24 protein-coding genes are annotated in these 26,297 nt (G+C 63.6%); 16 read left to right on the top strand and 8 right to left on the bottom strand.

Features of this window, described 5'->3' with window-relative positions:
* Positions 1 to 5 precede the first annotated feature (5 nt).
* From RJ527_18595 to RJ527_18570, 6 genes are all read left to right on the top strand, one after another.
* Positions 6 to 905 (top strand): polyprenyl synthetase family protein, encoded by a 900-nt coding sequence (locus tag RJ527_18595; protein ID WND76016.1) that lies wholly within the window; start codon positions 6 to 8, stop codon positions 903 to 905.
* 131 nt (positions 906 to 1,036) lie between these two features.
* Positions 1,037 to 2,908, top strand: a complete 1,872-nt coding sequence (gene dxs / locus RJ527_18590; GenBank protein WND78086.1) for a 1-deoxy-D-xylulose-5-phosphate synthase — start codon at positions 1,037 to 1,039, stop codon at positions 2,906 to 2,908.
* Positions 2,909 to 2,966: 58 nt separating this feature from the next.
* Positions 2,967 to 3,752, top strand: a complete 786-nt coding sequence (locus RJ527_18585; GenBank protein WND76015.1) for a TlyA family RNA methyltransferase — start codon at positions 2,967 to 2,969, stop codon at positions 3,750 to 3,752.
* 120 nt (positions 3,753 to 3,872) lie between these two features.
* Positions 3,873 to 4,256: a hypothetical protein gene (locus tag RJ527_18580; GenBank protein ID WND76014.1), complete on the top strand. Its 384-nt coding sequence runs from the start codon at positions 3,873 to 3,875 to the stop codon at positions 4,254 to 4,256.
* The gene (locus RJ527_18575; GenBank protein WND76013.1) at positions 4,246 to 4,518 is read left to right on the top strand and encodes a helix-turn-helix domain-containing protein; all 273 of its coding nucleotides are present in this window, start codon (positions 4,246 to 4,248) and stop codon (positions 4,516 to 4,518) included. Before RJ527_18580 ends, RJ527_18575 begins: the two co-directional genes overlap by 11 nt.
* 77 nt (positions 4,519 to 4,595) lie before the next feature.
* Positions 4,596 to 6,386 (top strand): DEAD/DEAH box helicase family protein, encoded by a 1,791-nt coding sequence (locus tag RJ527_18570; GenBank protein WND76012.1) that lies wholly within the window; start codon positions 4,596 to 4,598, stop codon positions 6,384 to 6,386.
* A gap of 76 nt (positions 6,387 to 6,462) precedes the next feature.
* Here RJ527_18570 and RJ527_18565 read toward each other — a convergent pair whose 3' ends face one another.
* Complete coding sequence (locus RJ527_18565; GenBank protein WND76011.1) at positions 6,463 to 6,786, bottom strand: rhodanese-like domain-containing protein; 324 nt, start codon at positions 6,784 to 6,786, stop codon at positions 6,463 to 6,465.
* Between the two features lie 107 nt (positions 6,787 to 6,893).
* Here RJ527_18565 and RJ527_18560 point away from each other — a divergent pair, with 107 nt between their 5' ends.
* On the top strand, positions 6,894 to 8,222 hold the full coding sequence (locus RJ527_18560) for a tetratricopeptide repeat protein (protein ID WND76010.1): 1,329 nt from the start codon (positions 6,894 to 6,896) through the stop codon (positions 8,220 to 8,222).
* 17 nt (positions 8,223 to 8,239) lie between these two features.
* Positions 8,240 to 8,794 (top strand): NnrU family protein, encoded by a 555-nt coding sequence (locus RJ527_18555; GenBank protein ID WND76009.1) that lies wholly within the window; start codon positions 8,240 to 8,242, stop codon positions 8,792 to 8,794.
* A 7-nt stretch (positions 8,795 to 8,801) separates the two neighbouring features.
* Here the strand turns inward: RJ527_18555 and RJ527_18550 are convergent, their stop codons facing one another.
* The 3 genes from RJ527_18550 to fabI are packed head-to-tail and all read right to left on the bottom strand — an operon-like array spanning position 8,802 to position 11,931.
* Positions 8,802 to 9,965, bottom strand: coding sequence for a mandelate racemase/muconate lactonizing enzyme family protein (locus RJ527_18550; GenBank protein ID WND76008.1), 1,164 nt, complete (start codon positions 9,963 to 9,965; stop codon positions 8,802 to 8,804).
* A 55-nt stretch (positions 9,966 to 10,020) separates the two neighbouring features.
* Positions 10,021 to 11,091, bottom strand: a complete 1,071-nt coding sequence (gene aroC / locus RJ527_18545) for a chorismate synthase (protein WND76007.1) — start codon at positions 11,089 to 11,091, stop codon at positions 10,021 to 10,023.
* A gap of 27 nt (positions 11,092 to 11,118) precedes the next feature.
* Entirely contained in the window at positions 11,119 to 11,931 is an 813-nt protein-coding gene (fabI, locus tag RJ527_18540) for an enoyl-ACP reductase FabI (GenBank protein ID WND76006.1), read from the bottom strand.
* A gap of 226 nt (positions 11,932 to 12,157) precedes the next feature.
* On the opposite strand from fabI, the gene RJ527_18535 reads away from it, so the two are divergent.
* On the top strand, positions 12,158 to 13,390 hold the full coding sequence (locus RJ527_18535; protein WND76005.1) for a YihY family inner membrane protein: 1,233 nt from the start codon (positions 12,158 to 12,160) through the stop codon (positions 13,388 to 13,390).
* Here the strand turns inward: RJ527_18535 and RJ527_18530 are convergent.
* Positions 13,387 to 14,253: a DnaJ C-terminal domain-containing protein gene (locus RJ527_18530; GenBank protein ID WND76004.1), complete on the bottom strand. Its 867-nt coding sequence runs from the start codon at positions 14,251 to 14,253 to the stop codon at positions 13,387 to 13,389. The two genes, RJ527_18535 and RJ527_18530, sit on opposite strands and share 4 nt — an antisense overlap.
* A 42-nt stretch (positions 14,254 to 14,295) precedes the next feature.
* Positions 14,296 to 14,772: an RT0821/Lpp0805 family surface protein gene (locus RJ527_18525; protein ID WND76003.1), complete on the bottom strand. Its 477-nt coding sequence runs from the start codon at positions 14,770 to 14,772 to the stop codon at positions 14,296 to 14,298.
* Between the two features lie 179 nt (positions 14,773 to 14,951).
* Between RJ527_18525 and pdxH the strand changes: the two genes are divergently transcribed.
* The 4 genes from pdxH to RJ527_18505 all read left to right on the top strand — a co-directional run bounded on the left by pdxH (position 14,952) and on the right by RJ527_18505 (position 18,689).
* The gene (gene pdxH, locus RJ527_18520) at positions 14,952 to 15,572 is read left to right on the top strand and encodes a pyridoxamine 5'-phosphate oxidase (GenBank protein ID WND76002.1); all 621 of its coding nucleotides are present in this window, start codon (positions 14,952 to 14,954) and stop codon (positions 15,570 to 15,572) included.
* Positions 15,569 to 16,543, top strand: a complete 975-nt coding sequence (locus tag RJ527_18515; protein WND76001.1) for a cation diffusion facilitator family transporter — start codon at positions 15,569 to 15,571, stop codon at positions 16,541 to 16,543. The genes pdxH and RJ527_18515 overlap by 4 nt, the downstream gene beginning before the upstream one ends.
* Positions 16,540 to 18,114: an AAA family ATPase gene (locus RJ527_18510; GenBank protein ID WND76000.1), complete on the top strand. Its 1,575-nt coding sequence runs from the start codon at positions 16,540 to 16,542 to the stop codon at positions 18,112 to 18,114. Before RJ527_18515 ends, RJ527_18510 begins: the two co-directional genes overlap by 4 nt.
* 110 nt (positions 18,115 to 18,224) lie before the next feature.
* Positions 18,225 to 18,689: a hypothetical protein gene (locus RJ527_18505; GenBank protein WND75999.1), complete on the top strand. Its 465-nt coding sequence runs from the start codon at positions 18,225 to 18,227 to the stop codon at positions 18,687 to 18,689.
* Here the strand turns inward: RJ527_18505 and RJ527_18500 are convergent.
* Positions 18,686 to 19,261 carry an SOS response-associated peptidase family protein gene (locus RJ527_18500; protein WND75998.1) on the bottom strand — a complete coding sequence of 192 codons (576 nt, stop codon included), beginning with the start codon at positions 19,259 to 19,261 and terminating at the stop codon, positions 18,686 to 18,688. The genes RJ527_18505 and RJ527_18500 overlap by 4 nt on opposite strands.
* Positions 19,262 to 19,328: 67 nt before the next feature.
* On the opposite strand from RJ527_18500, the gene RJ527_18495 reads away from it, so the two are divergent.
* The 3 genes from RJ527_18495 to RJ527_18485 all read left to right on the top strand — a co-directional run bounded on the left by RJ527_18495 (position 19,329) and on the right by RJ527_18485 (position 25,456).
* On the top strand, positions 19,329 to 20,105 hold the full coding sequence (locus RJ527_18495; GenBank protein WND75997.1) for an SDR family oxidoreductase: 777 nt from the start codon (positions 19,329 to 19,331) through the stop codon (positions 20,103 to 20,105).
* A 96-nt stretch (positions 20,106 to 20,201) separates the two neighbouring features.
* Complete coding sequence (locus RJ527_18490) at positions 20,202 to 21,146, top strand: TAXI family TRAP transporter solute-binding subunit (GenBank protein ID WND75996.1); 945 nt, start codon at positions 20,202 to 20,204, stop codon at positions 21,144 to 21,146.
* Between the two features lie 179 nt (positions 21,147 to 21,325).
* Entirely contained in the window at positions 21,326 to 25,456 is a 4,131-nt protein-coding gene (locus tag RJ527_18485) for a hypothetical protein (GenBank protein ID WND75995.1), read from the top strand.
* Positions 25,457 to 25,483: 27 nt separating this feature from the next.
* Here RJ527_18485 and cobA read toward each other — a convergent pair whose 3' ends face one another.
* A complete protein-coding gene (cobA, locus tag RJ527_18480; protein ID WND75994.1) occupies positions 25,484 to 26,284 on the bottom strand; it encodes a uroporphyrinogen-III C-methyltransferase in 801 nt (266 codons plus the stop codon).
* Positions 26,285 to 26,297 lie beyond the last annotated feature (13 nt).

The raw sequence follows: 26,297 nt of genomic DNA, 5'->3' as shown, positions 1-26,297 counted from the left end.
AATAAATGAAAGATTCCGATTCGGAGTTTCAGGCCGCACTGGGCGATAACGCCAAACAAGTGACGGACATGCTCGATACCTTGATGCCGCTGACGGACACGCCCGAGGCGCGCGTGGTCGAAGCCATGCGCTATGCCTCCTTGGCCGGCGGCAAACGGGTCCGCCCGTTCCTGGTGACGCAGAGCGCGGCGCTGTTCGGTGTCGATACGACCTCGGCCCTGCGCGCGGCGGCGGCGGTCGAGATGGTGCATTGTTATTCCCTGGTCCACGACGACCTGCCGGCCATGGACGACGACGACCTGCGCCGCGGCCAGCCGACCTGCCATATCAAGTTCGACGAGGCGACGGCGATCCTGGCCGGCGACGCGCTTCTGACCAAGGCGTTCGAGGTGCTGGCCGCGCCGGAAACCCACTCCGATGCCCGGGTGCGCGCCGATCTGGTTCTGGCCCTGGCCAAGGCGGCCGGCGATCACGGCATGGTCGGCGGTCAGATGATGGACCTGTGGGCCGAGACCAACAAATTGGACGTGGCCCAGATTACCCGCTTGCAGCGTATGAAGACGGGCGACCTGATCGCCGTTTCCGCGGAAGCCGGGGCGATCCTGGGCAAGGCCTCGGACGATGCCCGCACCGCCCTGCACGCCTATGCCCATGACATCGGCCTAGCCTTCCAGATCGCCGACGACCTGTTGGACGTCGAAGGCGACGCGGCGCTGGTCGGCAAGGCGACCGGCAAGGACGCCGACGCCAACAAGGCCACATTCGTGTCCTTGCTCGGCATCGACAAGGCGCGTCAACAGGCTGACATGCTCAGCGAGCAGGCGGCCGCACACCTTGAAATGTTCGGTGAAAAAGGCGACCTTCTAAAGCAATTGGCGCGATTCATCGTCGAACGGCGCACCTGATTCGACCAATACGACGGAAACAATTTCAACATGCGGTCCGGACCGGGCGTCTGGGCCTCAATTTGAGGGTTTGAAACTTGGAACAAGAAAGCCTCACCCCGATCCTGGATCGTGTTAGCGATCCCAAGGATATGCGGAATTTCTCGGTCGACGAGCTGAAGCAACTGGTCCGCGAACTGCGCGACGACACGGTGCGCAGCGTGTCGATCACCGGCGGCCACCTGGGCGCGTCGCTGGGCGTGGTCGAACTGACCGCCGCCATCCACCATGTCTTCGATACCCCGAACGACCGTCTGATCTGGGACGTCGGCCATCAGTGCTATCCGCACAAGATCCTGACCGGCCGCCGGGAACGCATGCACACCCTGCGTCAGGGCGGCGGGCTTTCGGGCTTCACCAAGCGCACGGAAAGCGAATACGACCCGTTCGGCGCGGCCCACAGCTCGACCTCGATTTCGGCCGGCCTGGGCATGGCCGTGGCGAGCAAGCTGGCCGGCGTGCCCAAGAACGTCATCGCCGTGATCGGCGACGGCGCCATGACCGCCGGCATGGCCTATGAAGCCATGAACAACGCCGGGTCCATGGACGCCAAGCTGATCGTCATCCTGAACGACAACGACATGTCGATCGCCCCGCCCGTGGGCGCCCTGTCGGCCTATTTGTCGCAGTTGATTTCGTCGAAACAGTTCCGCTCCGCCCGCCATTTCGCCAAGGAACTTGCCAAGAAGTTCCCGCGCTCCATCGAACAGGCGGCGGCCAAGGTCGATGAATACGCCCGCGGCATGGTCACCGGCGGCACGTTGTTCGAGGAACTGGGCTTCTATTACGTCGGCCCCGTGGACGGCCACAACCTGGACCACCTGCTGCCCGTGCTGAAGAACCTGCGCGACGACGCGGTGCCGGGGCCGGTCCTGCTGCATGTCGTCACGGAAAAGGGCCATGGTTACAAGCCGGCGGAGGAATCCGCCGACAAATACCACGGCGTGTCCAAGTTCGATGTCGTCACCGGCAAGCAGCACAAGGCCATCGCCAACGCGCCGAGCTATACCTCGGTATTCGCCAAGGCCCTGATCGCGGAAGCCAAGGACGATGACAAGATCGTCGCCATCACCGCCGCCATGCCGGGCGGCACGGGCGTCGACAAGTTTTCCGAAAACTTCCCGGACCGTTCCTTTGACGTCGGCATCGCGGAACAGCACGGCGTGACCTTTGCCGCCGGCATGGCGACCGAGGGCTACAAGCCGTTCTGCGCCATTTATTCCACCTTCCTGCAGCGCGCTTACGATCAGGTCGTCCATGACGTGGCGATCCAGTCGCTGCCCGTGCGTTTCGCCATCGACCGCGCCGGTTATGTCGGCGCCGACGGCTCGACCCATTGCGGCGCCTTCGATCTGCCGTACCTCTGCACCCTGCCGGGGTTCGTCGTGATGGCGCCCGCGGACGAGGCCGAACTGATGCACATGACGGCGACCGCCGCCGGCATCAACGACCGCCCGTCGGCGATCCGTTATCCGCGCGGCGAAGGTGTCGGGGTCGAACTGCCGGCCAAGGGCACCCCGCTCGAGATCGGCAAGGGCCGGATTCTGCGCGAAGGCACGACCATCGCCCTTCTGTCCCTCGGCTCGCGCCTTCAGGAATGCCTGAAGGCGGCCGAAGATCTGGGCACGCGGGGCCTGTCCGTGACCGTCGCCGACGCACGCTTCGCCAAGCCGATCGACGAGGATCTGGTGCGCAAGCTGGCCGCCAACCACGAAGTCCTGGTCACGGTCGAGGAAGGATCCATCGGCGGCTTCTCCGCCCAGGTTCTGCAATTCATGGCCAACGACGGGCTTCTGGAAAACGGCCTGAAGGTGCGCGCCGTGACCATGCCCGACGCGTTCATCGAACAGGACAAACCGGAAATCCAGATCGCCCAGGCGAACCTGGACGCCGCCGGCATCGTCACCACGGTGCTCTCGGCCTTGGGCCGCGCGAACGAGGCGACCGAACCCGCCCGCGCCTAGTGCGCGGCGGGCGCCTGCGGGCGTCGCCATTTTTCCGTCGGCGGGGTAGTCTCGCGCCATGACGAAACCATCGAAAACCCGGCTCGACCAATTGCTGGTCGACCGCGGCCTGGCCGACAGCCGGACCAAGGCCCAGGCCCTGGTCATGGCGGGCCTCGTCTTCGGCACGGACCGCCGCCTGGACAAGCCGGGCGCGCAGGTCGCCGAAGACGCCGAGATCATGGTCAAGGGCAAGGACCACCCCTGGGTGTCCAGGGGCGGGCAGAAGCTGGCCAAGGGGCTGGAGCATTTCCACATCGATCCCACGGGGTTCACCTGTCTCGACCTGGGGGCCTCCACCGGCGGGTTCACGGACGTGCTGCTGACCAAGGGTGCCGCCAAGGTCTACGCCATCGACGTCGGCCAGGGGCAGCTGGATTGGAAGCTGCGCACGGACGACCGCGTGGTGGTGATGGAAAAAACCAACGCCCGCCATCTGACGGCGAAGCAGGTGCCCGATCCCATTGACCTGATCGTCTGCGACGTCAGTTTCATCGGCCTGGAAAAGGTTCTGCCGCCGGCGATGGCCCTGGCCAAGCCGGGGGCCAGGCTGGTCGCCCTCATCAAGCCGCAGTTCCAGGCCGGACCCGGCCAGGTCGGCAAGGGCGGCGTGGTGCGCGACCCGGCGGTGCACGAACAGGTTTGTCAGGAAGTCTCGGCCTTCGTCGCCGACGACTGCGGCTGGACCGTGCTCGGCATCACGCCGAGCCCCATCAAGGGGCCGGAAGGGAACGTGGAGTTTCTGATCGGGGCGGTGAAGCGCGACTTAGTGCTGAAGCTCCAAAAAGTAGATAGCAAATTTTAGTATGCATCAAACATCTGGCTAAAAATTGGTGTTGGTAGGTTACGATTGATGCCTAAAGTTTAAATTAGTGATCTAATTAAACTCGTAATCCGTGTTTTAATCGGAGTGCGGGAAGGGGCCGTGAAATTGGCCACCCAGACTTCAAAAGTGAAGCAGGTATATCAGGAACTTAAACGCGTATACGGCGATGAGTTTCCTGTGGGTGAATTGCTCCGACAAGCTGCAAAGTTTGTACAGTTTGTCGAGCGTGTAAATGATGTAGAAGCCGAATTTTTAAGGTCGACTGATTCACGGTCTCTGAATCCAAGTCTAGACGTCGCTTTTGCAGATGGTGGCTGGATGCTGTTGAATCGAGAACGAGATTGGGGAGGGATGGCAACTGAGGATGCTACATATGTCCCAAAATCAGTCCTTAGGAAGAGATATCCAGTGATGGAAAGTTCTTTATTCCCACGAAACCCCGGAGCATTAGCAGAAGAATGGGTAATCAAAAATGAAGAATGATAGGCATGGGCTTACTTTGGCTGCCCGTGAACATATTGCAGAAGGAAAGCCAATTACCCGCTTAGAGGCGTTGGTTTTTTTTGGATTGGCAAATTTGACGGATTTAGTCAGCGAACTACGGAAGCAAGGCTGGGTGATAAAATCAAAACAAGTGCCATATGCTCTTGCAGTAAGACGCATTAACGAACATGCGGTTTTTAAGCCGCCATCAAATCTACCAATTCGAGAAATCCAACTGACTGAGTACCAGTTAACTCGGTGAGGCGAATATTCACCAAGCGACAGAGGCGCATTCTCGCTTGGTTAGCGGGATATCAATGCCAGATTTGCGGAGTGACATTGGAGGGGACATTCCACGCAGACCATAAAGTTCCATACTCAAAAGGCGGTAAGACCATTGTTACTAATGGGCAGGCGCTATGCGCCTCCTGCAATTTAGCGAAGGGGGATAAAGTCGTGCATATTCAATTACGTCCTTGGCAAGCAGAAGCTCTTAATAAGGCATTGGCGTGGTTTTCCGAGAAGGGAGACGACCGCCATTTTCTGATAAACGCAGCACCTGGTTCAGGTAAGACAATGGCTGCCTCAAGCATTGCGTTAGCTTTGTTTGAGAAAGGGCTTATTGATCGCGTCGTGGTCATTGCGCCCCGTTCCGAAGTTGTTAACCAATGGTCCGAAGATTTTAGGATCGTGACTGGCCGATATATGGGCAAAGTAACTGGAGCGGATGATAACCTTGATCAACTCGGTGTTGATGTGTGCGCCACTTGGCAGGCCGTTCAAGGAATGCTTGATGCGCTGCAAGCAATTTGTGAAATGCACAGGGTTTTGGTTATTTGCGATGAGCATCATCATGCTGCCGTCGAGGCTGCTTGGGGCTCAAGCGCAGATAGTGCGTTTGCAAATGCCGACTACGTCCTAATTCTTACAGGTACGCCAATTAGGTCTGATCGCAACCAATCAATTTGGCTGGCATATGATGATTTTGGGGCTATCGATCATCCGGAAGACGGGACTTACACCCTCACATATGGCGAGGCGGTTGATTTAGAATATTGTCGACCAGTTGCGTTCCATAGGCATGAAGGGAAATTTACAGTTGATTTGGAAGATGGGGAACCGATCGAAGTATCAGGAAATGCGCCAGCAGTTTTGACGCCAGAACTAAAAAGAATACCTGGTCTCCAACGCGCGTTGGATTTCTATCGGTTGGCATGCACCCCTCAGTACGAGAAGGATAACTCATCGCCCTTGTTATCTGGGTATCACGCCTCAATGGTAGAGTGGGCCACAGCGAAACTGGACGATCTCCGGCTACGAATGCCTGAAGCCGGGGGCTTGGTTATCGCTCCTTCCATTGAGATGGCTGAATTTATGTGTGACTTGATTGAAGAGCTTGAGGGCGAGCGCCCTACGATTGTTCACAGCCAATTGGCAAATGCAGAAGGGCGAATTAGAGCCTTCAGGAATACAGACAAGAGATGGATCGTGTCTGTCGCGATGATTTCTGAGGGAGTCGATATCAAGCGATTAAGAGTACTGATTTATCTTCCATCTGCGTTAACGGAGTTGGCCTTTAGGCAAGCTATTGGTCGAGTAGTCCGGACAATGGGGGATGAAGATGACACCCGTGCCTATGTCATTATGCCTTCGTTTGAAACTTTTGAAAAATACGCCCGCAGTGTTGAAGATGAGATGTCGCCGAGTGCCAAAAAAGTCGACGAAACACCTAAAACAAAAAAATGCCCTGTGTGTAGAGCAGAAAACCCGCTTGGTTCGAAAGTTTGTGAAATATGTGAGCATGAATTTCCAACCCCTACTGGAACTAGTTTCAAGCCTTGTGGTTCCTGTGGCGCGTTGAATCCTAGGGCTGCCACTAATTGTCAAAATTGTGGGGTGTCATTCAAAGCAGATTTTAAGTTGTCACTTGATGAGGCTTTGAGGATGGGGGCAATAGTTCGCGGAATGGATCTGACAGAAGAAGAAGTCAGGGCGTCCGAAGAAATTGCATCCACAGTGAGAGAAAAAGTTTTGAAAAGTGGAGATGCCGCGCTCATAAAAATAGTTAAAACATTACCAGAAGAAAGTTGGGAAAGGATGAGGCAAATATTTCTTCCGGATGAGGAGTAAATAAAATTATATCTTAGTATATCAAAAATTAAAAAATTTTCTATTTCAATATTTTTTGGAAATATTGAATGAAAAATCACCCCGTCTCCACCTCATACCCCGCCATGGCCCAGCCCTGGATGCCGCCGGCCAGGTTATAGGCGTCGTCGACCATGTCGTTCTGCAACAGGTAGCTGCCGACCTGCATGGAGCGCATGCCCATGGCGCACATGAACACCAGGCGCTTACCTTCCAGCCCGGCCAGCATTTCCAGGTCGAAGCCCGACATGGGGTTGTGCAGGGCGCCGGGCACGCGGGCCTGGACCAGTTCATCGGCCTCGCGTACGTCGATGATGACGGCGCTGCCGTCGTCCAGCCATTGCTTGACCTGGCGCGCGTCGGTTTCGATCATTTGCTTCATGTCGGTTTCCTGCTTTGTTGGATCGGGTTCGTCCCCGGTCGCGTCCGGTGAACATATGGTGTAATTTTCCCGTCTGCAAAATGGAATACGGGAACAAGCATCGGACCATGGCCATCTTCACCGACAAACGTGACCTCACCCTGACGGCGGCCGGTGCGGACGCCGCTCGGGCCTTCGACCATGTCATGGACGGCTATCTGTCCATGGCGCCCGATACGGGGGATCGGCTGAAAGGCGTGTTCGCCGCCGACGGCGACATGGCCATGGCGCATTGCCTGAAGGCCTATTTCATGATGCTCATGGCCATGGGCGGACTGATGCCCAAGGCTCAGCAGGCCGCCGCCAAGGCCCAGGAACTGGCCGCGCAGGCGACGCCGCGCGAACAGATGCACGCGCGGGCGGCGGGCCTGTGGACGGCGCGCAACATGGACGGGGCGGCACGGGTGTGGGAGGAAATCCTGCTGGACCATCCGCGCGACATCCTGGCGGCGCGGCTGGCCCATTTCGCCAATTTCTATTCGGGAGATTCCCGGCGGCTCCGCGATTCCGTGAACCGGATCATGCCGGCCTGGGACAAAAGTGTGGCCGGGTATTCCTATCTCAAGGGCATGCAGGCCTTCGGGTTCGAGGAGGCGGGCGACTATGTCCATGCCCAGGCGGCGGCTGAGACCGCCATCGAGCTGGAGCCCGACGATCCCTGGGCGACCCATGCCTACGCCCATGTCATGGAAATGCAGGACCGCCAGGACGAGGGTCTCGCCTGGATCGACCGCCTGCGCCCGCACTGGACCCAGGCCAACAATTTCCAGAATCACATCTGGTGGCACGAAGCCCTGATGATGATGGACCAGGGCCGCATGGACGACGTGATGGCGCAGTACGACGCCCATGTCGCCGCGCCGGAATCGGAAGAATATCTCGACCTCTGCAACGCGGCCTCGCTGCTGCAACGGCTTGAAATCATGGGCCTGGACGTGGGCGGGCGCTGGCAGCCCCTGGCCGACAAGGTGCGAGGCCGGACGGAGGAACACCTGCTGACCTTCGTCGATCTGCATTACACCCTGGCGCTGGCCGCCGCGGGGGACGGCAAGGTCCACGAGATGCGGGAATTCATGGCGGCTTATGAGGGGCCCGAGGATGAAAGCAACCTGCCGATCATGAAGGCGCTCGGCGTGCCGCTGATGGACGCGCTGATCGCTTACCGGGAAGGGCGGTACGCAGACACGACGGCGTCCATGATCCCCGTGCGCTACGAGATGTGGATGATGGGCGGCAGCCATGCCCAGCGCGACCTGTTCGACCTGATCCTCATCGACGCGGCGCGCAAGTCGGGCAACACGGCGCTGACACTGGCGTTGTTGTCCGAACGCCGCGCCGCCATGCCGCACGACGATTGGACGGAAAAGGCGTTCGGCGACGTCGCCGGGGCCGCCTAGGCACAAGGGGCGGGGGCATGATCTGGCTCATCCTCGGGCTCGTTCTTTGGAGCGCCGCCCATCTGTTCAAACGGGTTCTGCCCGGCCCACGCGCGGCCCTGGGCAACAAGGGGCGGGGATTGGTGGCGCTCGGGGTGCTGGTCAGCCTGGGCCTGATGATCATGGGCTACCGGGTGGCGGAGACGGAAGTTCTCTATGCCTTGCCGATGTGGACCTGGCACCTCAACAACGCGGCCATGCTGATCGCCTTGTTCCTCATGGACATCGGCCGGGTGAGGGGTATCGTGCGCACCAAGGTCCGCCATCCCATGCTGTGGGGCGTGACGATCTGGGCCGCCGCCCATTTGCTGGTCAACGGCGATACGGCCTCGCTCGTGCTGTTCGGCGGCCTGGGTCTGTGGGCGCTGGTCGAGATGGCCGTCATCAACCGGGCCGAGGGGCCGTGGACGCCGCCGGAGCGCGGCAGCTACGCCAAGGACGGCATGATGTTCGCCGCCGCCCTGGCGCTCTACGCCGCCATCGCCGCCGTTCACTATTGGTTGGGCTATCCGGTGATCGCGTTTCTCAACTGACGGCGTCTTATTCCGCCAGCTCGCGCATCACCTTGATCAAATCCGACTTGCCCTCGAAGCCGATGCCCGGCAGGTCCGGCATGACGATATGGCCGTCCTCGACCTTGACCGTGTCGGGGAACCCGCCATAGGGCTGGAACAGGTCGGGGTAGCTTTCGTTGCCGCCCAGGCCCAGGCCCGCCGCGATGTTCAGGGACATCTGATGTCCGCCGTGGGGCACGCAGCGGCTGGGCGACCAGCCGGCCTTGTCCAGTTCGTCCAGCGTGCGCAGGTATTCGACCAGGCCGTAGGCGAGGGCGCAGTCGAACTGCAGCCAGTCGCGGTCGGGCCGCATGCCGCCATAGCGCAGCAGGTTCCGGGCGTCCTGGTGGGAGAACAGGTTTTCCCCCGTTGCCATGGGGCCGGGATAGAACTCGGCCAGCGCCGCCTGCAGGGCGTAGTCGAGCGGATCACCCGCTTCCTCGTACCAGAACAGCGGATAATCCCGCAGCATCTTGGCGTAGGCGACGGCGGTCTCCAGATCGAACCGGCCGTTGGCGTCGACGGCCAGCTGCGCCTCGCCGTCGATCTCGCGCAGCACCGCCTCGATGCGGCGGCGGTCCTCGTCGATGGCGGCACCCCCGATCTTCATCTTCACCACGTTGTAGCCGCGGTTGAGGTAGCCCCGCATTTCGGCGCAGAGCTGCGTGTCGTCCTTGCCGGGGTAGTAGTAGCCGCCGGCGGCGTAGACGAAAACCCGGGGGTCGGCCTCGCGGCCCTTCATTTGGGCCAGCAGGCGGAACAGGGGCAGGCCCGCGATCTTGGCCGTGGCGTCCCACACCGCCATGTCGATGGTGCCGACGGCGACGGAGCGCTCGCCGTGGCCGCCCGGTTTTTCGTTGGTCATCATCGCGGCCCAGACGCGGTGCGGGTCCAGGTTGTCGCCGTCGTCGTTCAGCAGGCTCTTGGGATCGGCCTCCAGGATGCGGTCGCGGAACCGTTCGCGGATCAGCCCGCCCTGGCCGTAGCGGCCGTTGGAATTGAAGCCGTAGCCGACCACCCGCCGCCCGTCGCGCTCCACGTCCGTGACCACGGCGACCAGGCTGGTCGTCATCTTGGTGAAGTCGATATAGGCGTTGCGGATGGGCGACGAGATCGGCTTGGTGACCTCGCAAATGTCGATGATGCGCATGTTGGTTCTCTTGGGTCTTGGGGGCGGCGGCGGCGGGCAGGAAAGGGGGCGGATTTTACCCGCACTGCGCCTTGTGGCGCAGCAGATGGTCGGCCAGGACGCAGGCCATCATGGCCTCGCCGATGGGCACGGCGCGGATGCCGACGCAGGGGTCGTGGCGGCCCTTGGTGGAAATCTCGGTGTCCTCGCCGGACTTGGTCACGGTCTTGCGCGGCGTCAGGATCGACGACGTCGGCTTGACGGCGAAGCGGCACACGACGTCCTGGCCCGATGAAATGCCGCCCAGGATGCCGCCCGCGTTGTTGGACAGGAACTCGACGTCGTTGCCCTTCGCGCGGATTTCGTCGGCGTTTTCCTCGCCGGTAATCCGCGCGGCTTCGAAGCCGTTGCCGATCTCCACACCCTTGACCGCGTTGATGCTCATCATGGCCGAGGCCAGGTCCTGATCCAGCTTGCCGTAGATCGGGGCACCCAGCCCGGCGGGCACGCCCGAGGCCACGACCTCGATCACGCCGCCGACGGAAGACCCCGCCTTGCGGATGCCTTCCAGGTAGGTCGCGAATTCCTCGGCCGCCTGGGCATCGGGGCAGAAGAAGGGGTTGTTGTTCACTTCGTTCCAGTCCAGGCGCGCGCGGTCGATTTCCTTCTCGCCCATGACGACGAGGCCGGCCTTGATGGTGATGCCGGGGCCCAGGATCTTGCGCGCCACGGCGCCGGCGGCGACGCGCATGGCGGTCTCCCGCGCGGAAGACCGGCCGCCGCCGCGGTAATCGCGGATGCCGTACTTTTTCCAATAGGTGTAGTCGGCGTGGCCCGGGCGGAATTTCTCGGAAATCTCCGAATAATCCTTTGACCGCTGGTCCATGTTCTCGATCAGCAGGCCGATGGGCGTGCCGGTGGTCACGCCGTCGAACACACCGGACAGGATTTTCACCTGATCGGGTTCCTGGCGCTGGGTGGTGTACTTCGATTGCCCAGGACGGCGCTTGTCGAGATGAACCTGGATGTCGGCCTCGGTCAGGCTCAGCCCCGGCGGGCAACCATCGACCACGCAGCCGAGCGCGGGCCCATGGCTTTCGCCGAAGGTCGTGAAGCGGAACAGATGGCCGAAAGAATTGTGGGACATGGGGCCCCTTTTAGCACAAGCGCCTGATCAGACGACCGAAATATCCGGCGCGTCGACGGCCTTCATGCCCACGATGTTGTAGCCGCAATCGACGTGGTGGGTTTCGCCCGTGACGCCCGACGACAGGTCGGACACCAGGTAAAGCCCGGCGCCGCCGACGTCTTCCAGGGTCACGTTGCGGCGCAGCGGTGAATTGTATTCGTTCCACTTCAGGATATAGCGGAAATCGCCGATGCCCGAGGCGGCCAGGGTCTTCATGGGCCCGGCGGACAGGGAGTTCACGCGGATGCCTTCCTTGCCCAGGTCTTCGGCGAGGTACCGCACGCTGGCTTCCAGCGCGGCCTTGGCCACGCCCATGACGTTGTAGTGCGGCATCACGCGTTCGGCCCCGAAATAGGTCAGGGTGATCAGCGATCCGCCTTCGGTCATCAGCTTGCGCGCGCGCTGCGCCACAGCGGTGAACGAATAGCAGGAAATATTCATGGTTTTCAGGAAGTTATCCAGGGTGGTGTCGATATAGCCGCCCTTGAGCTCTTCCTTGTCCGAATAGGCGATGGCGTGGATGACGAAATCCAGCTTGCCCCATTTCGCGCCGATGGCGTCGAACACGGCATCGACGGAGGTCATGTCGGTCACGTCGCAGGGCAGGACAAGGTCCGAGCCGACGCTGTCCGCGAGCGGCGCCACGCGCTTCTGAAGGGCGTCGCCCTGATAGGTGAAGGCCAATTCGGCACCCTGGTCGTGGGCGGCCTTGGCAATGCCCCAGGCGATGGAACGGTCGTTGGCCACGCCCATGACCAGGCCCTTCTTACCGGACATCAACGGCGATGCAGAAGCCATCTGTCTCCTCGAATTTTTTATCTGGAACCGATTATCCACCGACGGATTGCCGATGTATGCCCGGGCAAATACTTGCAGCTTGCCCGAACCTCCATGCCATATAGTATGGGGCCGAGAACGTCAACGGGAGGTTCCCCTGAGCAGCCTCAAGACCACGGAAAACCGGGATTTCTGGCGAGTTGCGAAGGCGCAATGGCGCGTTTGGCGTGGGGTTCTCGGGATCGTCTTGCGGCGGTTCCAGGGCGATCAATGCCTGCGCATGGCGGCGTCGCTCAGCTATACCTCGCTCCTGGCCGCCGTGCCGCTGACGGCGATTGCCTTCGCCATGTTGGCGGCTTTCCCGGTGTTCGAGGGCGTGCGCGAAAGCTTTCAGGACGTGCTGTTCGCCAATTTCCTGCCCGATGCGGCGGAATCCATGCGCGAACATTTCGACAAGTTCGTGCGCAACACCACGACCCTGTCGGCGGTCGGGATCATCGCCCTGGCACTGACGGCGGTCCTGCTTCTGGGCACCATCGAATCGGCGCTGAATACCATCTTCCGCGTTACCCGGCCGCGCCGCCTGGGGCCGCGCCTCCTGGTGTTCTGGGCGATCATCACCTTGGGTCCGCTGCTGCTGGGCGCCAGTTTCTCCCTGTCGGCCTATTTCTTCGCGGCGACCCAATGGATCGGCGTCGACCCCGCGACGGGCGTCCTGGGCGAGGCGGCGAAGCTGCTGCCGACCCTCATCATGATGGTGCTGCTGACCATGTTCTACGTGACCATCCCGAACCGGCCCGTGGCCTTCGCCGGGGCGGTTATCGGGGCGGTCGCGGCCGGGCTCATGATCGCGGTGCTGCGCAAGGGCTTTGGGTTTTACGTCACCCATTTCCCGACCTACCAGAACATCTACGGCGCACTGTCGGCGGTGCCGATCTTCCTGATCTGGATGTACCTGTCCTGGGCCGTGGTGCTGCTGGGCGCGACCCTGACCGCGACCATCTCCGAATGGCGGGAGGCCGGCGGCCGGCCCGTGCATCTGTCGAGTTCCCCATCATCGCGCCTGACGGCGGCCGTGTCCGTGCTGGCCTGCCTGTTCGCCCGAAGCCGCGAGGGCGGAGGGGCGAGCCGCCGCGAACTGGTGCGCGCCGCCCGGGTCTCGCTGTCGGTGTTGGAGCCGCTGCTGGAGACATTGCGCGGCGAGGGGTATGTGGAGCGCACCTCGCGCAACGCCTGGGTGCTGTGCCGCGACCTGCACACGGTGACCCTCTATGATCTCTACCGGGACCTGGGCCTGGGCATCAGCGACATCGACGAAACCCTGAAGGGCGGCGGCTGGCAGGCGGCCCTGGCGGCGCAACTGGGCGGCCTGCGCGCGCGCAACGCCGAAGCCATGGCCATGCCGGTGGCGGAAATCCTGGAAGCGTCGGAAGACGGCGGGGCCGGCAAGGAAGCGGCGTCCCTGAAAAGCGTTTCCTAGGACGCGCGGGCGCCGGTCTTCTTCGCCCATTCCGCGACGAAGGCGCGCAATTCTGGATCGGGTTTCTTGGGCAACACGACCTTCAGGGTCACGAACTGGTCGCCGGGCTCGCCGCCGTCCGCATCCTTCAGGCCCTTGCCCTTGAGGCGCAGAACCGTGCCCGTGTTGGCATTTTCGGGCACGGTGACGCTGACCTCGCCGTCCAGGGTCGGGGCCTTGATCTTGCCGCCCAGGACCGCGTCCGCCAGATCAACGGGCACCTCGACATGAACGTCGCGGCCGTCGATGCGGAATCGCCCGTCGGCGTCGACCTTGACGATGACCAGCGCGTCGCCGGGCTTGCCGCCGCCCAGGCCGGGCATGCCCTGTTCCTTCAGGCGCAATACCTGGCCGTCGCGGGTGTCCTTGGGAATGGCGACCTTCAGGCGCTTGCCGTTGGTCATGCTGATGAACTTGGTGCCGCCCTGCATGGCTTCGGCGGCACTCAGCGTCAGGGAATAGTTGACGTTGGCGCCGTCGACCGTGACGGCCTTTTCCTGGCGTTTCTTCTGGCGAAAGGTCTCAAACGGATCCTTCCTCCAGCGCCGGGTCTTGGCCCGGCCCTTGGCGTCATAGCCCGCCGTTCCCTGGCCGGTCAGGGGTTGGCCGGTCGCGTCGATTTCACCGTCGTCATAGCGTTTGCGCCGGTCGGCGTTGGACAGCACCTCGTAGGCGGCGGTCAGTTCCTTGAAATCGTCTTCGGCCCAAGGGTTGCCGGGGTCCAGGTCGGGGTGGCGCTCGCGCGCCGCCTTGCGGTAGGCGGACTTGATCTGGTCCGGCGTAGCGTTCTTGGCGACGCCGAGAATCTTATAGGCATCCTTCATGGCAGCCCCGGCCCCCGCCGCGTGCAATCGCCCGCGCGGCGATCAGTTGACGACGCGCCAGGTTCCGTCGGGCTGCCGGCAGGCCGTGCCGGTCGCCTTTTCGGTCTTGCCGTCGACGACGATGGAGGTTTCGTAGTCGCGGCAGTTGGCGCCGTCGACGGTCTGATAGGTCTTGGTCGGGGTGAAGGTCCCGGCCGCCTTGGAATCCGGATTGTTCCAGGACGCGGTCTGGTTGGTTTTGTTGTACTCAAGGGCGTCCTGCGCCGTGCGCTGGGCATAGGCCTTGTCGGCCTTGTCGAGAGATTTCCCGGCCTCGCCGCCAAACCAGGCACCGGCAAGCGCGCCCACGGCGACCGCCGCCAACTGTCCCTTGCCGCCGCCGAACTGCGATCCGGCCAAGGCGCCCAGGCCGGCGCCCAAGAGGGTGCCGACAGTCTGCTTGTCGCCTGCCTTGTCGGTTCCGCAAGCGGTCAGCGCCAAGGCCAGAACCGCAACCCCGGTGAATTTCACGATGTTCATTCCGATGACCTCTTCGAATGTGCGTCCGTCTGGTTTCCTGCGGCCGCGGTGTTGCGGCGGCGGGAACTGCATTTTACATGCAATAGCCCTTAAAATCACATATCCGCCATCATGGACATTAACATGTCAAAGGATTATGGCAGACCTTTGACCATATTCGCCGACCGGAAACGAGACCCATGAACCCGCACCCCCAGGACGACGCCCCGCCGCGCAAGCCCGCCACCGATGATCCCATCGAAAAATTCCGCGGCTGGCTGGGCGAGGCAGAGGGTAAGGAAATCAGTAATCCGAACGCCATGGCGCTGGCCACGGCGACGGCGTCGGGGCGGCCCAGCGTGCGCATGGTCCTGTTGAAGGATGTCGACGAGCAGGGCTTCGTGTTCTACACCAATCTGGAAAGCCGCAAGGGCGGGGAACTGGCGGAGAACCCCTTTGCCTCGCTGTGCTTTTACTGGAAGACCCTGGAACGTCAGGTCCGTGTCGAAGGCGCCATCCGGCCGGTCACCCCGGCCGAGGCCGATGCCTATTACGAAAGCCGCCACCGATCCTCGCGCATCGGTGCCTGGGCATCGCGGCAGTCGCGGCCCATGAAGACCCGATTCGACCTGGAAAAGCGGGTTGCCGAGTTCACCGCCAAGTTCCATGTCGGCGCCATCCCCAGGCCGGAATTCTGGTCCGGTTTCCGCGTCGTGCCCGAACGCATCGAATTCTGGACGGAAGGCGCCTTCCGCCTGCACGAACGCATTGTTTATCACCGCCTCGGCACGGGCTGGGAGACGGAGCGGTTGTTCCCGTGAGCGACGCGACCGAGCCCCCGATCAGCGAACAGGCGACCGCCACTCAGGCGGCGACGGTGGCGGCGAATGGCGGCCTCGACAGCCGGGCGGCCCGGCTCATGCGCGCCGCGACCTATGCTTCCGTCGGGGTCGCCCTGGTCCTGATCGGGGTCAAGTTCGCCGCCTGGACGCTGACCGAGTCGGTCAGCCTGTTATCCACGCTGATCGATTCCATGCTCGACGCCCTGGCTTCGGTCATCAACCTGATCGCCGTTCACCACGCATTGCAGCCGGCCGACCGCGAACACCGCTTCGGCCACGGCAAGGCCGAGCCGCTGGCCGGTCTGGCGCAGGCGGCGTTCATCTGCGGGTCGGCGGCGTTCCTGCTGCTTGAGGCCGGGGAGCGTCTGATCCACCCCAAGGCCATCACCAATACGGATGTCGGCTATGCGGTGATGGTGTTTTCCATCGTCGTCACGGTCGCTCTGGTGCTGTTCCAGCGTTATGTGGTGCGGCGTTCGGGATCGGTCGCGGTCAGCGCCGACAGTCTGCATTACCAGACCGACGTGATGATCAACGCCAGCGTCATCGCCTCGCTCTACATTGTCTCGGAATTCGGCATCACCATTGCCGATCCCCTGTTCGCCGTGGCCATCGCCGGCTACATCGTCATCGGCGCGTTGAAGATCGGCAAGCAGGCCCTCGACATCCTGATGGACAAGGAACTGGCGGACGAGGAACGGGCACGCATCCGCGAAATCGTGACCCGCCACGCCGACGTGCACGGCATGCACGATTTGCGCACGCGGTCATCGGGGGCCCAGGTGTTCATTCAGATGCATGTGGAAATGGCGCCGGACATGACCTTGCTGGAGGCCCATGACGTGACCGATGCGGTGACGGCGGACCTGCTGGCGGTCTATCCCAATGCCGAGATCATCATCCACGAAGACCCGGAAGGTTTGGAGGAAGACCGGGCGGTCTTCCGATGAGTGGGGGCGGTGACAGTAGCCAGCAGGCGGTCATCGCCTTTCTCGCCGATCCCAAGGCCTTCGGTCTGCCGCCGGGGACGGACGTCGCGCGGCAGGAAACCCATGTGTCCCACATATTTCTGGCCGGCGACCGGGCCTACAAGCTGAAGAAGCAGGTCCGCTTTCCCTATCTCGATTTCTCGACCCTGGAGGCCCGCCGCCGTGCCTGCGAAACCGAGGTGGCGATCAACCGGCGCACCGCGCCTGCGATCTACCTGGGCACGATGGCGGTCACGGATGAAGGAGGCGGGCGTCTGGCCCTCGGCGGCGCGGGCGATCCCGTCGACTGGCTGGTCGAGATGCGGCGATTTCCCGACGGTGCCTTGTTCACCCACTTGGCCGACGCGGGGGCGCTCAACCGCCGCCTGATGGAAAGCCTGGCCGACGGCATCCAGGCCTTTCATGCCGCGGCCGAGATCGACCATGAACGCGGCGGGGCGGCGGGCACTCGCGCGGTCATCGACAACAACGACGCCAGTTTCCACGGCGCTCAAGGCGGTTTGTTCAATGCGGACGACATCGATGCCCTGACCGACGGATCCCGGCAACTGCAAGACAGCCTGGCGGCCCTGCTGGACGCGCGGCGGGATGGAGGACGGGTGCGCCATTGCCATGGTGACCTGCACCTGGCGAATATCTGCCTGTTCGAAGACAGGCCGACCCTGTTCGACGCCATAGAATTCAACGACGCCTTTGCGCGCATCGACGTGCTGTACGATCTCGCCTTCCTGCTTATGGATATGGACCTGCGGGGGCACCGCCGGCTGGCGTCCTTCGTGCTCAACCGCTATCTCGACCGCGCGCCTCTGGACGGTGGCGATCTTGACGGTCTGGCCCTGTTGCCGCTGTTTTTGTCCATGCGCGCCGCCGTCCGCGCCCATGTCGGGGCGTCCCAGGCGGCGGCCCTGGCGGATGCGGCCGAAAGCCGCCGCCGTGCCGGGCGTGCGCGGGAATACTTTTTTCGGGCCCTGCAATACCTGAACCCGGCGCCGCCGGTGCTGATCGCCGTCGGCGGCCTGTCCGGCAGCGGCAAAAGCCGCCTGGCGCGGGAACTCGCCCCCCATCTGGGGGCTGTGCCCGGGGCCCGCGTGGTGCGCACGGACGTGCAACGCAAACGCCTTGCGGGCATCGATCTGTTCGACCGTCTGCCGCCGGAAAGCTACACGCCCGAGGCCTCGCGCCGCACTTATGACGCCTGCTTCGACGAGGCCGCCCGAGCGCTCGCCGCCGGCCAATCCGTGGTGTTCGACGCGGTGTCGCTGAAGCCCGAGGAAAGGGCCGGGGTCGAGTCCTTGGCCGGGCGGCTCAAGGTGCCGTTTCTCGGTCTGTGGGCCGACGCCCCGCTGGCCGTGCGCCTGGAACGGGTCGACAGCCGGCGCGACAATGTGTCCGACGCCGGGGCCGAGGTTGCCCGCCGACAGGAAGAGGCCGATCTGGGCGACGTGACCTGGACCGTCATCGACAGTTCAGGTTCGCGCAAGAACACGGTCGCGGGGGCGCTGGCGATGATCCGCGACCGGGGGTTGGCATGACGGCCCACGGCGCCAACTGGCACAAGAATTGCTGTCACCGGGGGGTCGTGACCATCCGCCCGCCATGTTAGATTGGTCGGCCAAAGACAGAGAATCCGGACAGTTCCCCCATGTCCCAGGTGCACCGCCGTATCCTGACCGCCGCGCTGGGCGGGCTTGAAGAAGACCAGGCCGTCTATTTCGCCGACATCGCGGAAAAGCTGGGCGAGGACCCGCGCACGGAACGCATGCCCAACCTGGTTTATCTGGTGTTGGCCGATACGGTGCGGTTCATGCCGACCTATCTGACCAAGAAGGAATTCATCAACCGGCTTCTGCGTTTCGTCGACCGCAACCACCGGCGCCTGGCGCGCATCATCTATGACCCGGCGTTCCTGAAGGACAAGACCCTGTTGGCCCCCATCACTGGCGGTTTCGTGGCCGAGGTCGTCGAAGCGACCCTGATCCATTATGAAGAAGGTGGGATCGACGCCGGCGAGCAGATCGTCCACCGCCTGACCTTCGACGAAAGTGGCGGGATGCTGAATTTCCCCTATGCCGATGACGAGGATGAGGACGAGAACGAGAACGACTAGAACAACTCGCCCTGCGCCCGTTGGGGCGTCTGTTCCTCGTACATCAGCGCCCCTTCGTAAGGATGCAGGGCCGCGCGGGCGGTGGCGAAGGATTGCGTGTCGTCCGTCCAGGCGGCGGCCCCTTGGGCGTCCAGGATCACCGGCATGCGGTTGTGAATATGCGCGATGGCCGGGGCGGGGGCGCAGGTGACGATGGTGAAGGCGTCGCCGTCGGTCAGCCCGGCGAAGGCGGCCGGTCCGGCCGCCGGGGCGATGCGGTTCTTGCGCTTGCTGCCGTCGTCGGCGATGCGCCATTCCAGATAGGCGGTCATCGGCACCAGGCAGCGCCGCTCCAAAAGCGGACGGAAGGTCGCCTTTTCCGCCAGGGTTTCGGCCCGGGCGTTGATCATCGGCTTCTTACCCCAGGACACGGCAAGGCCCCAGCGCATCAGGCGTGGGCCCGCGCCGTCGATGATCAGGGCCTGGTCCGTCGGCCGCATGTCGTCCGTGTTGGGCACGGGCGGTGGGGCGTCCAGATGGAATTGCGCCATGATCGCGCGGGGGCTGGCCGACATTTCGTAACGGGCGCACATGGCGGCAGTATAGGACAGGGCAAACCGGCCCTGGAATAGCCTGGACGTTTGCCGTAACGTCCTGCCCATGACAGGGAGCGGAGACACTCGGCCGGAAGCGGCGGCGGATCAGCGCGTGCGCACGGTGGTCATCACCGGGGCCAGCCGCGGCATCGGCCATGCCACGGCGCGGTTCTTTCTGGCGCGCGGCTGGCACATCATCACTTGCTCGCGCGAAGACACGCCCGAGGAATGCAAGCGCGATCCGCAATGGACCTGCCATATCCCGACGGACCTGTCCGACGTGGACAGCCTGGAAAACTTCATCAAGGAAGCCAACGCGGCCCTGCCCGAAGGGCGGCTGGAGGCCCTGGTCAACAATGCCGGGATGTCGCCCAAGACGCCGTTCAAGGAACGGCTCGGCTGCCTCAACGGCGACCTGGGCGCCTGGCAGGAGGTCTTCGATCTCAACTTCCTGGCTCCGCTGCGCCTGTCGCGGGGGTTCGCCTCGGCCCTGCACAAGGGCGACGGCGCCATCGTCAATGTGACCTCGATCGCCGGCCACATGATCCATCCCTTCGCGGGATCGGCCTATTCCATTTCCAAGGCGGCTCTGTCGGCCCTGACCCGCGAGATGGCCAACGAGTTCGCCGCCCTTGGCGTGCGGGTCAACGCGGTGGCGCCGGGCGAGATCGAGACGGATATGATCCAGCCCGAATACGAGGCCCTGATCCCGCGCATTCCCTTGGACAAGATGGGATCGCCCACGGACGTGGCGGGGGCCATCCACTATCTGTGTTCCGACGACGCCCGCTATGTCACCGGCACGGAAATCTGGGTGACCGGCGGCCAGCACATGGTCTGACCGGCCCGCCGGGGCCGTTCACGAAATCGTCGCTTGCGCCGGAACGGGAAGGGGGAAGACACTTTGCGGTCATCATTCCTTGCTTCGGGGGACGTCATGCGGGCATTCGGTCGACTGGTTCTGGTTGGTGTTCTGGTTCTTGGTTTTCAGGGGGCCGCCCTGGCGGACAGGACCAAGGTGTCGCTCGGCACGGCGACCAAGGGTGGTGGGTTCGAAGTGTTCGGCGCCGCCGCCGCGCAGGTCATCAACGAAACCGACGCGGGCCTGGATGTCGTGCCCGTCGCCACCAAGGGCAGCCGGGAGAACATTCCCCTGCTGGAATCGGGAAAGCTCGACACGGCCCTGGTCGCCAGTCTGCCTGCCTATGAAGCCTTCAACGGCGTCGGCCGGTCGCCCACGGACCTCAAGATCATCACCGCCATCTATTCCACCTTCGGCATGTTCGCCGTGCGCGGCGACAGCCCGGCCGCGTCGTTCCGTGATCTGGTCGGAAAGCCGGTCGCCTGGGGCACCAAGTCGTCGGGTCTGACATTGTTGGGCAAGTACGTGTCCGAGGCCCTGGGGCTGGACCGGGACAAGGATTTCCAGGCTCATTTCCTGGCCAAGGCGGGGGATGGGGCGCCCATGCTGCTGGACGGCCGGGTCGAGGGTTTCTGGGGCGGCGGGGTCGGCTGGCCCGGTTTCGTCAAGGTCATGAAGGGCGGCGGGCGGTTCGTCGGCCTGAGCGATGCGGACGTCGCCATGGTCAATGCCAAATATCCGTTCCTCAAACCCTTCACCCTGCCCGCCGGGTCCTACGACGGGCAGAAGGACGCCGTGACCTCCGTGGCGTCCTTCAGTTTCCTGCTGGCCCGCGCCGACCTGCCCGACGACGTCGCCTACCGTCTGGCGAAGGCCCTGCACCAGGGACATGGCGTATTGTCGGGGCGGCTCAAGCAGGCGGGGGAGACGACACCGGAAAACACCGTCCTCGCGGCGCCGACGCCGGGGCATATCCATCCGGGTGTGCGAAAATACCTGAGCGAGATCGGGCTGCAATGACCGGGTGCGGGTTTACGCTTTTAGGACAATTGATTAGAGCGTTTTCCCGAAGTTGCCTTTAACCCTGCCTTAACCACGATTCCACTATTCTACGGGCTGACCCAAAGGCATTTCGCCCCCGCTGGGCGGGGGTGTATCATGCCTTTTGCGCGTTTTGCCCGTGAAGGAGGGCGCAAACCATGGCGAAGCAGGTATCGCAGCAAGGCAACCCGAAACAGGCCGCGGCCCCGAATTCCGGGGATACGCCCGTCGGCGGCAAGTCGGCGCAGGCCCGCGCGGCTCTGCCCGAGGTCGATGACCTGCTGGCCCCCGACGACTGGCGCGCGCCGTTCTATCTGCGCTGGAAGCTGCATCTCGTGATGGGCGGCGTGCTGACCGTGCTGTGGTTCGCCCTGGTTCTGGATTTCATCGAAAAATCGCTGGGGCTCGGCAATCTGACCGAACTGTTGCCTCACGAGGTCGGCGGCTTGGCCGCAGGCGCCTTCACGCCGGTCGCCTTCCTGTGGATGCTGATCGCCTTTTTCGAGCGCGGCCGACAATTGCGTCAGGAAACGGCCATCCTGCGCAGTCATTTGAAACAACTGATTTATCCGTCGGACCGGGCCGACAGCCGGATGCAGGAAATCACGGCTTCCTTGCGCAATCAGACCAAGGAACTGCTGTCCGCCTCGGAAGAGGCGGCGCGTCGCGGCCAGGCCATGGGCGACCTGATCCGCGATCGGACCCGCGATCTCGCCCAGGTGTCCGAGGACGCGGACCTGCGTGCCCATGCCGTCGCCGATGCCCTGAAGCGGCAGACGGCGGACCTGAGTTCGGCTTCGGAGCGCGCCGCCGAGCGGGCCCGTGACGCCGGCGAAACCCTGTTCGAACAGGCCCATGGCCTGACCGTCACGACGGACCGTGCCTCGGCCCGCGCCGAGGACATGATCCAGACCCTGAAGCGCCGGGCCGAGGAACTGGACGGTGTCGCCCAGGAAGCATCGGATCGCACCATGAAGGCGGCCGAGGCATTCGATCGCCGCACGGAGCGCCTGGACACGGTGTCGCGTGAGGCCCTGGCCCGCGGTGTTCAGGCCGACAGCCTGTTGGAGCGCCGTATCGGCGAGATCGCGGATGTCGCCGGCAAGGCCAACGCATCGGTCGCCGAGGCGGCGGGAACGCTCGACCATAGCGCCCAGGACCTGTCGCAGCGCGCGGAACGCGCCAAGGACGCGGCGACGGAACTGGAATTGGGCCTGGGCCGTCAGGCCGATGTGCTCGATGCCTTGGGCGGGCGTGTTTCCGACCGGATTTCACTGATTTCATCGACGTTGCGCGATAACGCGGATGCGCTGGCGACGGTCACCGAACAGGCCGTGGTCCAGGCGACCGACGCCGGCACGCGCCTGAGCCGCCAGGCCGCCGCCATTACCGAAACCGTCGACCGCGTGGTCAGCCGCCTGACCCAATCGGGCGATGGACTGTCGGTGCAGGTCGATAACCTGCATGGTCAGGCGCAGCGCGTCGCCGAACAGGCCGATGCCGCCGCGGGCAACCTGCAGCGGGCGACCAGCGAGCTTGGCGAAAACGCCGACCGAACCATCACGCGCGCCGAACAGGCCGGCGGCGAATTGCGCGGCCGGTCCGAGGACCTGCGCGGCGTCGCCGATCAGGCGGTCGAGCGGCTGACGGAATTCGGCCGCGAAATGGCCCAGCGCCGCAACGAACTGGCCCATGCCGCGGATGCCGCCGCCAACCGATTGGCCGCCGTGGGCGCCGACCTGATGCGCCGTCAGGGCGATCTTTCCGCCGCCGCCGACACGGCGGACGGCCGGGTCACGGGTCTGATCGAGGGCCTGCGCGAAACCGAAACCAGCCTTGCCCGCACCGTCGACAAGGGGTCCGCCGATGTCGCGTCGGTCACACGCGCCTTGCTGCATAGCGCGGACCGGGTTCAGGCATCGACCCAACGCGCCGAAACCACCGCTCAGGCCTTGCAGGAAACCCTGTTGGGCCTGACGGACGCCAGCACCCAGGCCGTCGAACGGCTGGGCCAATTGGGCGGCCAGATGAACAGCCAGTCGACCCTGATCGGCGATGCCTCGGGCCAAGCCATCACCAACCTGGAAAAAGTGTCGGCCCTGCTGCGCTTCCATTCAGATCGCCTGCGTGAGATTTCCCAGCGCGCGGTCGAACAGGTCGGCAACGCCGGGGGCGCCGTCGAAGGGGCCGGCGATCAGGTCAATGCGGCGGTCAACGAGACGGCGAGCCAGCTGCACGAATTGGATGCGGCCATGCGCGGGCGCCTCGAACAGATCGTCGCTGCCTCGACGCAGACCACCGCCGCGATCGGCGCGACGCTGGATGCGGTCAAGCGCGGCACCACGGGGCTACAGGTGTCCGGGGCCGAGGCCGTGGGCGAAATGACCAAGGCCGGCGCCGCGCTGAACGGTCAGTCGCGGGCGATCCGCGAAGTGGCGGATCATGCGGCGAACCTGCTGTCCATGGTCACGGAAATCCTGTTCCGTCAGGGCGAGGCGGTGTCGGAAACGTCGGACGCCGCAAACCGCAAGATGAACGCCCTGCGCGACGCCATGGAACTGCGCACGGTGGAACTGGAGCGGGTCAGCACCCTGACCGACGAACGCATCGCCAGCGCCCGGCGTTTCCTGAAGGACGCGGCGGGCGAATTGGACGAGGCGACGGCGCGGGCGTCGGACCGGGTGACGGAGGCGTCCGACTCCCTCACGGCGGGCAGCGCCAAGGTCGAGGAAGTGGTCGATCATGCGGTGTCACGCCTGGGCACCATCGGTGATGTCGTCAAGGAAGTGGTGCAGGAAGCGGTCACGGATTCCGACCGCACGACGGCGCGTCTGGCCGGCATCCGCAATGGGCTGACGCAATACCGGGGCGAGTTGGAGCAGGCCGTCACGGATGCCCGCGAACGCCTGACCAGCCTGTCGACAGTCATGCGCACCTCGGCCGCCGACGTGACGAAAGCGTCGGAAACCGCGGGTACGGATCTTCACGGATTTTCAGAACGCCTGCAGGAGCAGGCGGTCAATGTCACGCGCATGGCCAACGATGCGGCGGCGCGCCTCATGCGCGTGGGCGAGGGGCTGCAAAGCCGCGCCAACGAGGTTGCCCAAACCGTCGACAAATCGTCCAACATGGTGACCCTGATTTCCGATTCCCTGCATTCGTCGTCGCAGCAACTGACCGGCGTGGTCGAGCGGGCATCGGGGCAGGTCGAGGCCATCGGCACGATGCTGCGCCAACGCACGGTGGAACTGGAAGGCATGTCGGACAGTACCCTGGCCGGGCTCAAGAACCTGGGCCGCGAGTTCCGGGCGCGCCTGGACGAACTGGAGAATGTGTCGCGTGACCTGACGTCGCGGGTCGACGAAGCGTCCCATTCCCTCGACACCCGGGCCGAACAGCTTGACCGCGTGTCGGAGCGCGCCGTCCAGCGCCTGGATCAGGCCGGCGAGGCGGTGGCCCGGACCTCGGCCGAGGCCGACGGTCTGTGGCGCGAAAGCAGCGAAAAGATCAACCGTCTGTCGGAAAGCCTCCGCGCCCATACGGACGAAGCCGGCGGCCTTGCCGACAAGGTTCTGACCAAGATGGACGGTGCGGCCGAGACGCTGCGCCGCCAGATGGATCACCTGTCCTCGAATTACCGGCAGGCGGAACAGAGCATTTCCGCCCTGGGCCAATCGATCAGCGAACGAGGGCGCCAGCTTGGCAAGGCGTCGGACGAGGCCATTTCCAAGGTCGGACTATGGGATTCGGCGTTGCGTAATCAGGCGGAGAACATCAACCGCTCGCTCGGTGAATTTGGCCGCCGCGCCCAGGAAACCAGCACCAATCTGGAAGCCCAGTCGCGCCAGCTTCACTTCGCCGCCGACGAGGCGCGCTCGATCCTGGATACCCTTACCAAGCGCAAGGAGGACGTCCAGACGTCCGACTTCCTACAGCAGATGGGGTTCGTCACGGAACGTCTGCAATCGGTGGCGGTCGATCTCAACCGATCGCTGGAAGTCCCGATCAGCGAAGACGAATGGCGTCGGTTCAACCAGGGTGAAAAGGGGGTCTTCGTCCGCAAGATGCTGGGCTTCCGGGAAAAGGCCAAGCTCGACGCCATCGCCAAGCTGCACCGCGAGAACCCGGAATTCCGGGACTATGCCGGTCGCTATATCAGCGAGTTCGAGAGGGTGCTGCGCGAGGCCGCAAAACGCGATCCGGACAACATCCTGCGCACGACCTTCCTGTCGTCGGATGTCGGCAAGGTCTACATGATCCTGGCCCGCGCCCTCGGCAGAAATATCTGATTTTGAAAAAGGCCTAGGGACGGGGGCTCAATCCCCGCTGTCCGCTTCGCCGTCTTCGATGCGGCCTGGATTGAACCAATCCAGATCCGAGGCCAGGCCGGCGACCTTGCCGATCACCACTAGCGTGGCACCCACGAGTTGCGCGTGTTCAACCGCGCCGGCGAGATCCTTGAGCGCGGCATGCACCGTGCGCTGTTGCGGGCGCGTGCCCTGGTTGATGGCGGCGGCGGGGGTGTCGGGGGCCAAGCCATGGCCGATCAATTGTTCGCAGATCACCGCCAAGTTGGTCAGGCCCATGTAGACGACGAGGGTGGTTTCCGGGTCGGCCAGGCCGTTCCAATCCAGTTCCAGCGACCCCTCGGTCGCCAGATGGCCGGTGATGAAACGCACGCTATGGGCAAGGCCCCGGTGGGTCAGGGGAATCCCCGCATAGGCGGCACAGGCGGCGGACGAGGTAATTCCCGGCACGATTTCGAAGGGGATGTTCTCCCGCGTGAGATGCAGCGCTTCCTCGCCGCCGCGCCCGAACACGAAGGGATCACCGCCCTTAAGCCGCACGACCCGGCGGCCGGACCGCGCGAGCTTGACGAGAAGGACGTTGATGTCGTCCTGCGGCATGTGATGGTTGCGCGCCTGCTTGCCGGCGAAAATGCGGCTGGCGCCAGCGGGTATGAGGCCGAGAATCTCGTCCGACACCAACTTGTCATAGACCACCACGTCGGCCCCCATGATGCGGCGCAGGCCCTTGACCGTCAGCAGATCCGGGTCGCCCGGACCGGCGCCGACAATGGCGACGGGGGTGACGGCGGGGGGAGATTTTCTGTTCATGCGGTTGGCTTCG

This window comes from Thalassospiraceae bacterium LMO-SO8, assembly GCA_031655335.1.
Lineage (GTDB): Bacteria > Pseudomonadota > Alphaproteobacteria > Rhodospirillales > Casp-alpha2 > UBA1479.
The sequence above is the reverse complement of the archived record's forward strand: the minus strand, read 5'-3'. Positions and strand labels throughout refer to the sequence as shown.

Excerpts from the sequence above, each read along its gene's own strand:
- RJ527_18595 (WND76016.1), top strand. The coding sequence starts at position 6 with ATGAAAGATTCCGATTCGGAGTTTCAGGCCGCACTGGGCGATAACGCC.
- RJ527_18510 (WND76000.1), top strand. The coding sequence starts at position 16,540 with ATGAGTGGGGGCGGTGACAGTAGCCAGCAGGCGGTCATCGCCTTTCTC.
- cobA (WND75994.1), bottom strand. The coding sequence starts at position 26,284 with ATGAACAGAAAATCTCCCCCCGCCGTCACCCCCGTCGCCATTGTCGGC.
- RJ527_18585 (WND76015.1), top strand. The coding sequence starts at position 2,967 with ATGACGAAACCATCGAAAACCCGGCTCGACCAATTGCTGGTCGACCGC.
- RJ527_18555 (WND76009.1), top strand. The coding sequence starts at position 8,240 with ATGATCTGGCTCATCCTCGGGCTCGTTCTTTGGAGCGCCGCCCATCTG.
- RJ527_18550 (WND76008.1), bottom strand. The coding sequence starts at position 9,965 with ATGCGCATCATCGACATTTGCGAGGTCACCAAGCCGATCTCGTCGCCC.
- aroC (WND76007.1), bottom strand. The coding sequence starts at position 11,091 with ATGTCCCACAATTCTTTCGGCCATCTGTTCCGCTTCACGACCTTCGGC.
- RJ527_18505 (WND75999.1), top strand. The coding sequence starts at position 18,225 with ATGTCCCAGGTGCACCGCCGTATCCTGACCGCCGCGCTGGGCGGGCTT.
- RJ527_18525 (WND76003.1), bottom strand. The coding sequence starts at position 14,772 with ATGAACATCGTGAAATTCACCGGGGTTGCGGTTCTGGCCTTGGCGCTG.
- RJ527_18500 (WND75998.1), bottom strand. The coding sequence starts at position 19,261 with ATGTGCGCCCGTTACGAAATGTCGGCCAGCCCCCGCGCGATCATGGCG.
- RJ527_18485 (WND75995.1), top strand. The coding sequence starts at position 21,326 with ATGGCGAAGCAGGTATCGCAGCAAGGCAACCCGAAACAGGCCGCGGCC.
- RJ527_18490 (WND75996.1), top strand. The coding sequence starts at position 20,202 with ATGCGGGCATTCGGTCGACTGGTTCTGGTTGGTGTTCTGGTTCTTGGT.
- dxs (WND78086.1), top strand. The coding sequence starts at position 1,037 with ATGCGGAATTTCTCGGTCGACGAGCTGAAGCAACTGGTCCGCGAACTG.
- RJ527_18530 (WND76004.1), bottom strand. The coding sequence starts at position 14,253 with ATGAAGGATGCCTATAAGATTCTCGGCGTCGCCAAGAACGCTACGCCG.
- RJ527_18575 (WND76013.1), top strand. The coding sequence starts at position 4,246 with ATGAAGAATGATAGGCATGGGCTTACTTTGGCTGCCCGTGAACATATT.
- pdxH (WND76002.1), top strand. The coding sequence starts at position 14,952 with ATGAACCCGCACCCCCAGGACGACGCCCCGCCGCGCAAGCCCGCCACC.
- RJ527_18560 (WND76010.1), top strand. The coding sequence starts at position 6,894 with ATGGCCATCTTCACCGACAAACGTGACCTCACCCTGACGGCGGCCGGT.
- RJ527_18565 (WND76011.1), bottom strand. The coding sequence starts at position 6,786 with ATGAAGCAAATGATCGAAACCGACGCGCGCCAGGTCAAGCAATGGCTG.
- RJ527_18495 (WND75997.1), top strand. The coding sequence starts at position 19,329 with ATGACAGGGAGCGGAGACACTCGGCCGGAAGCGGCGGCGGATCAGCGC.
- fabI (WND76006.1), bottom strand. The coding sequence starts at position 11,931 with ATGGCTTCTGCATCGCCGTTGATGTCCGGTAAGAAGGGCCTGGTCATG.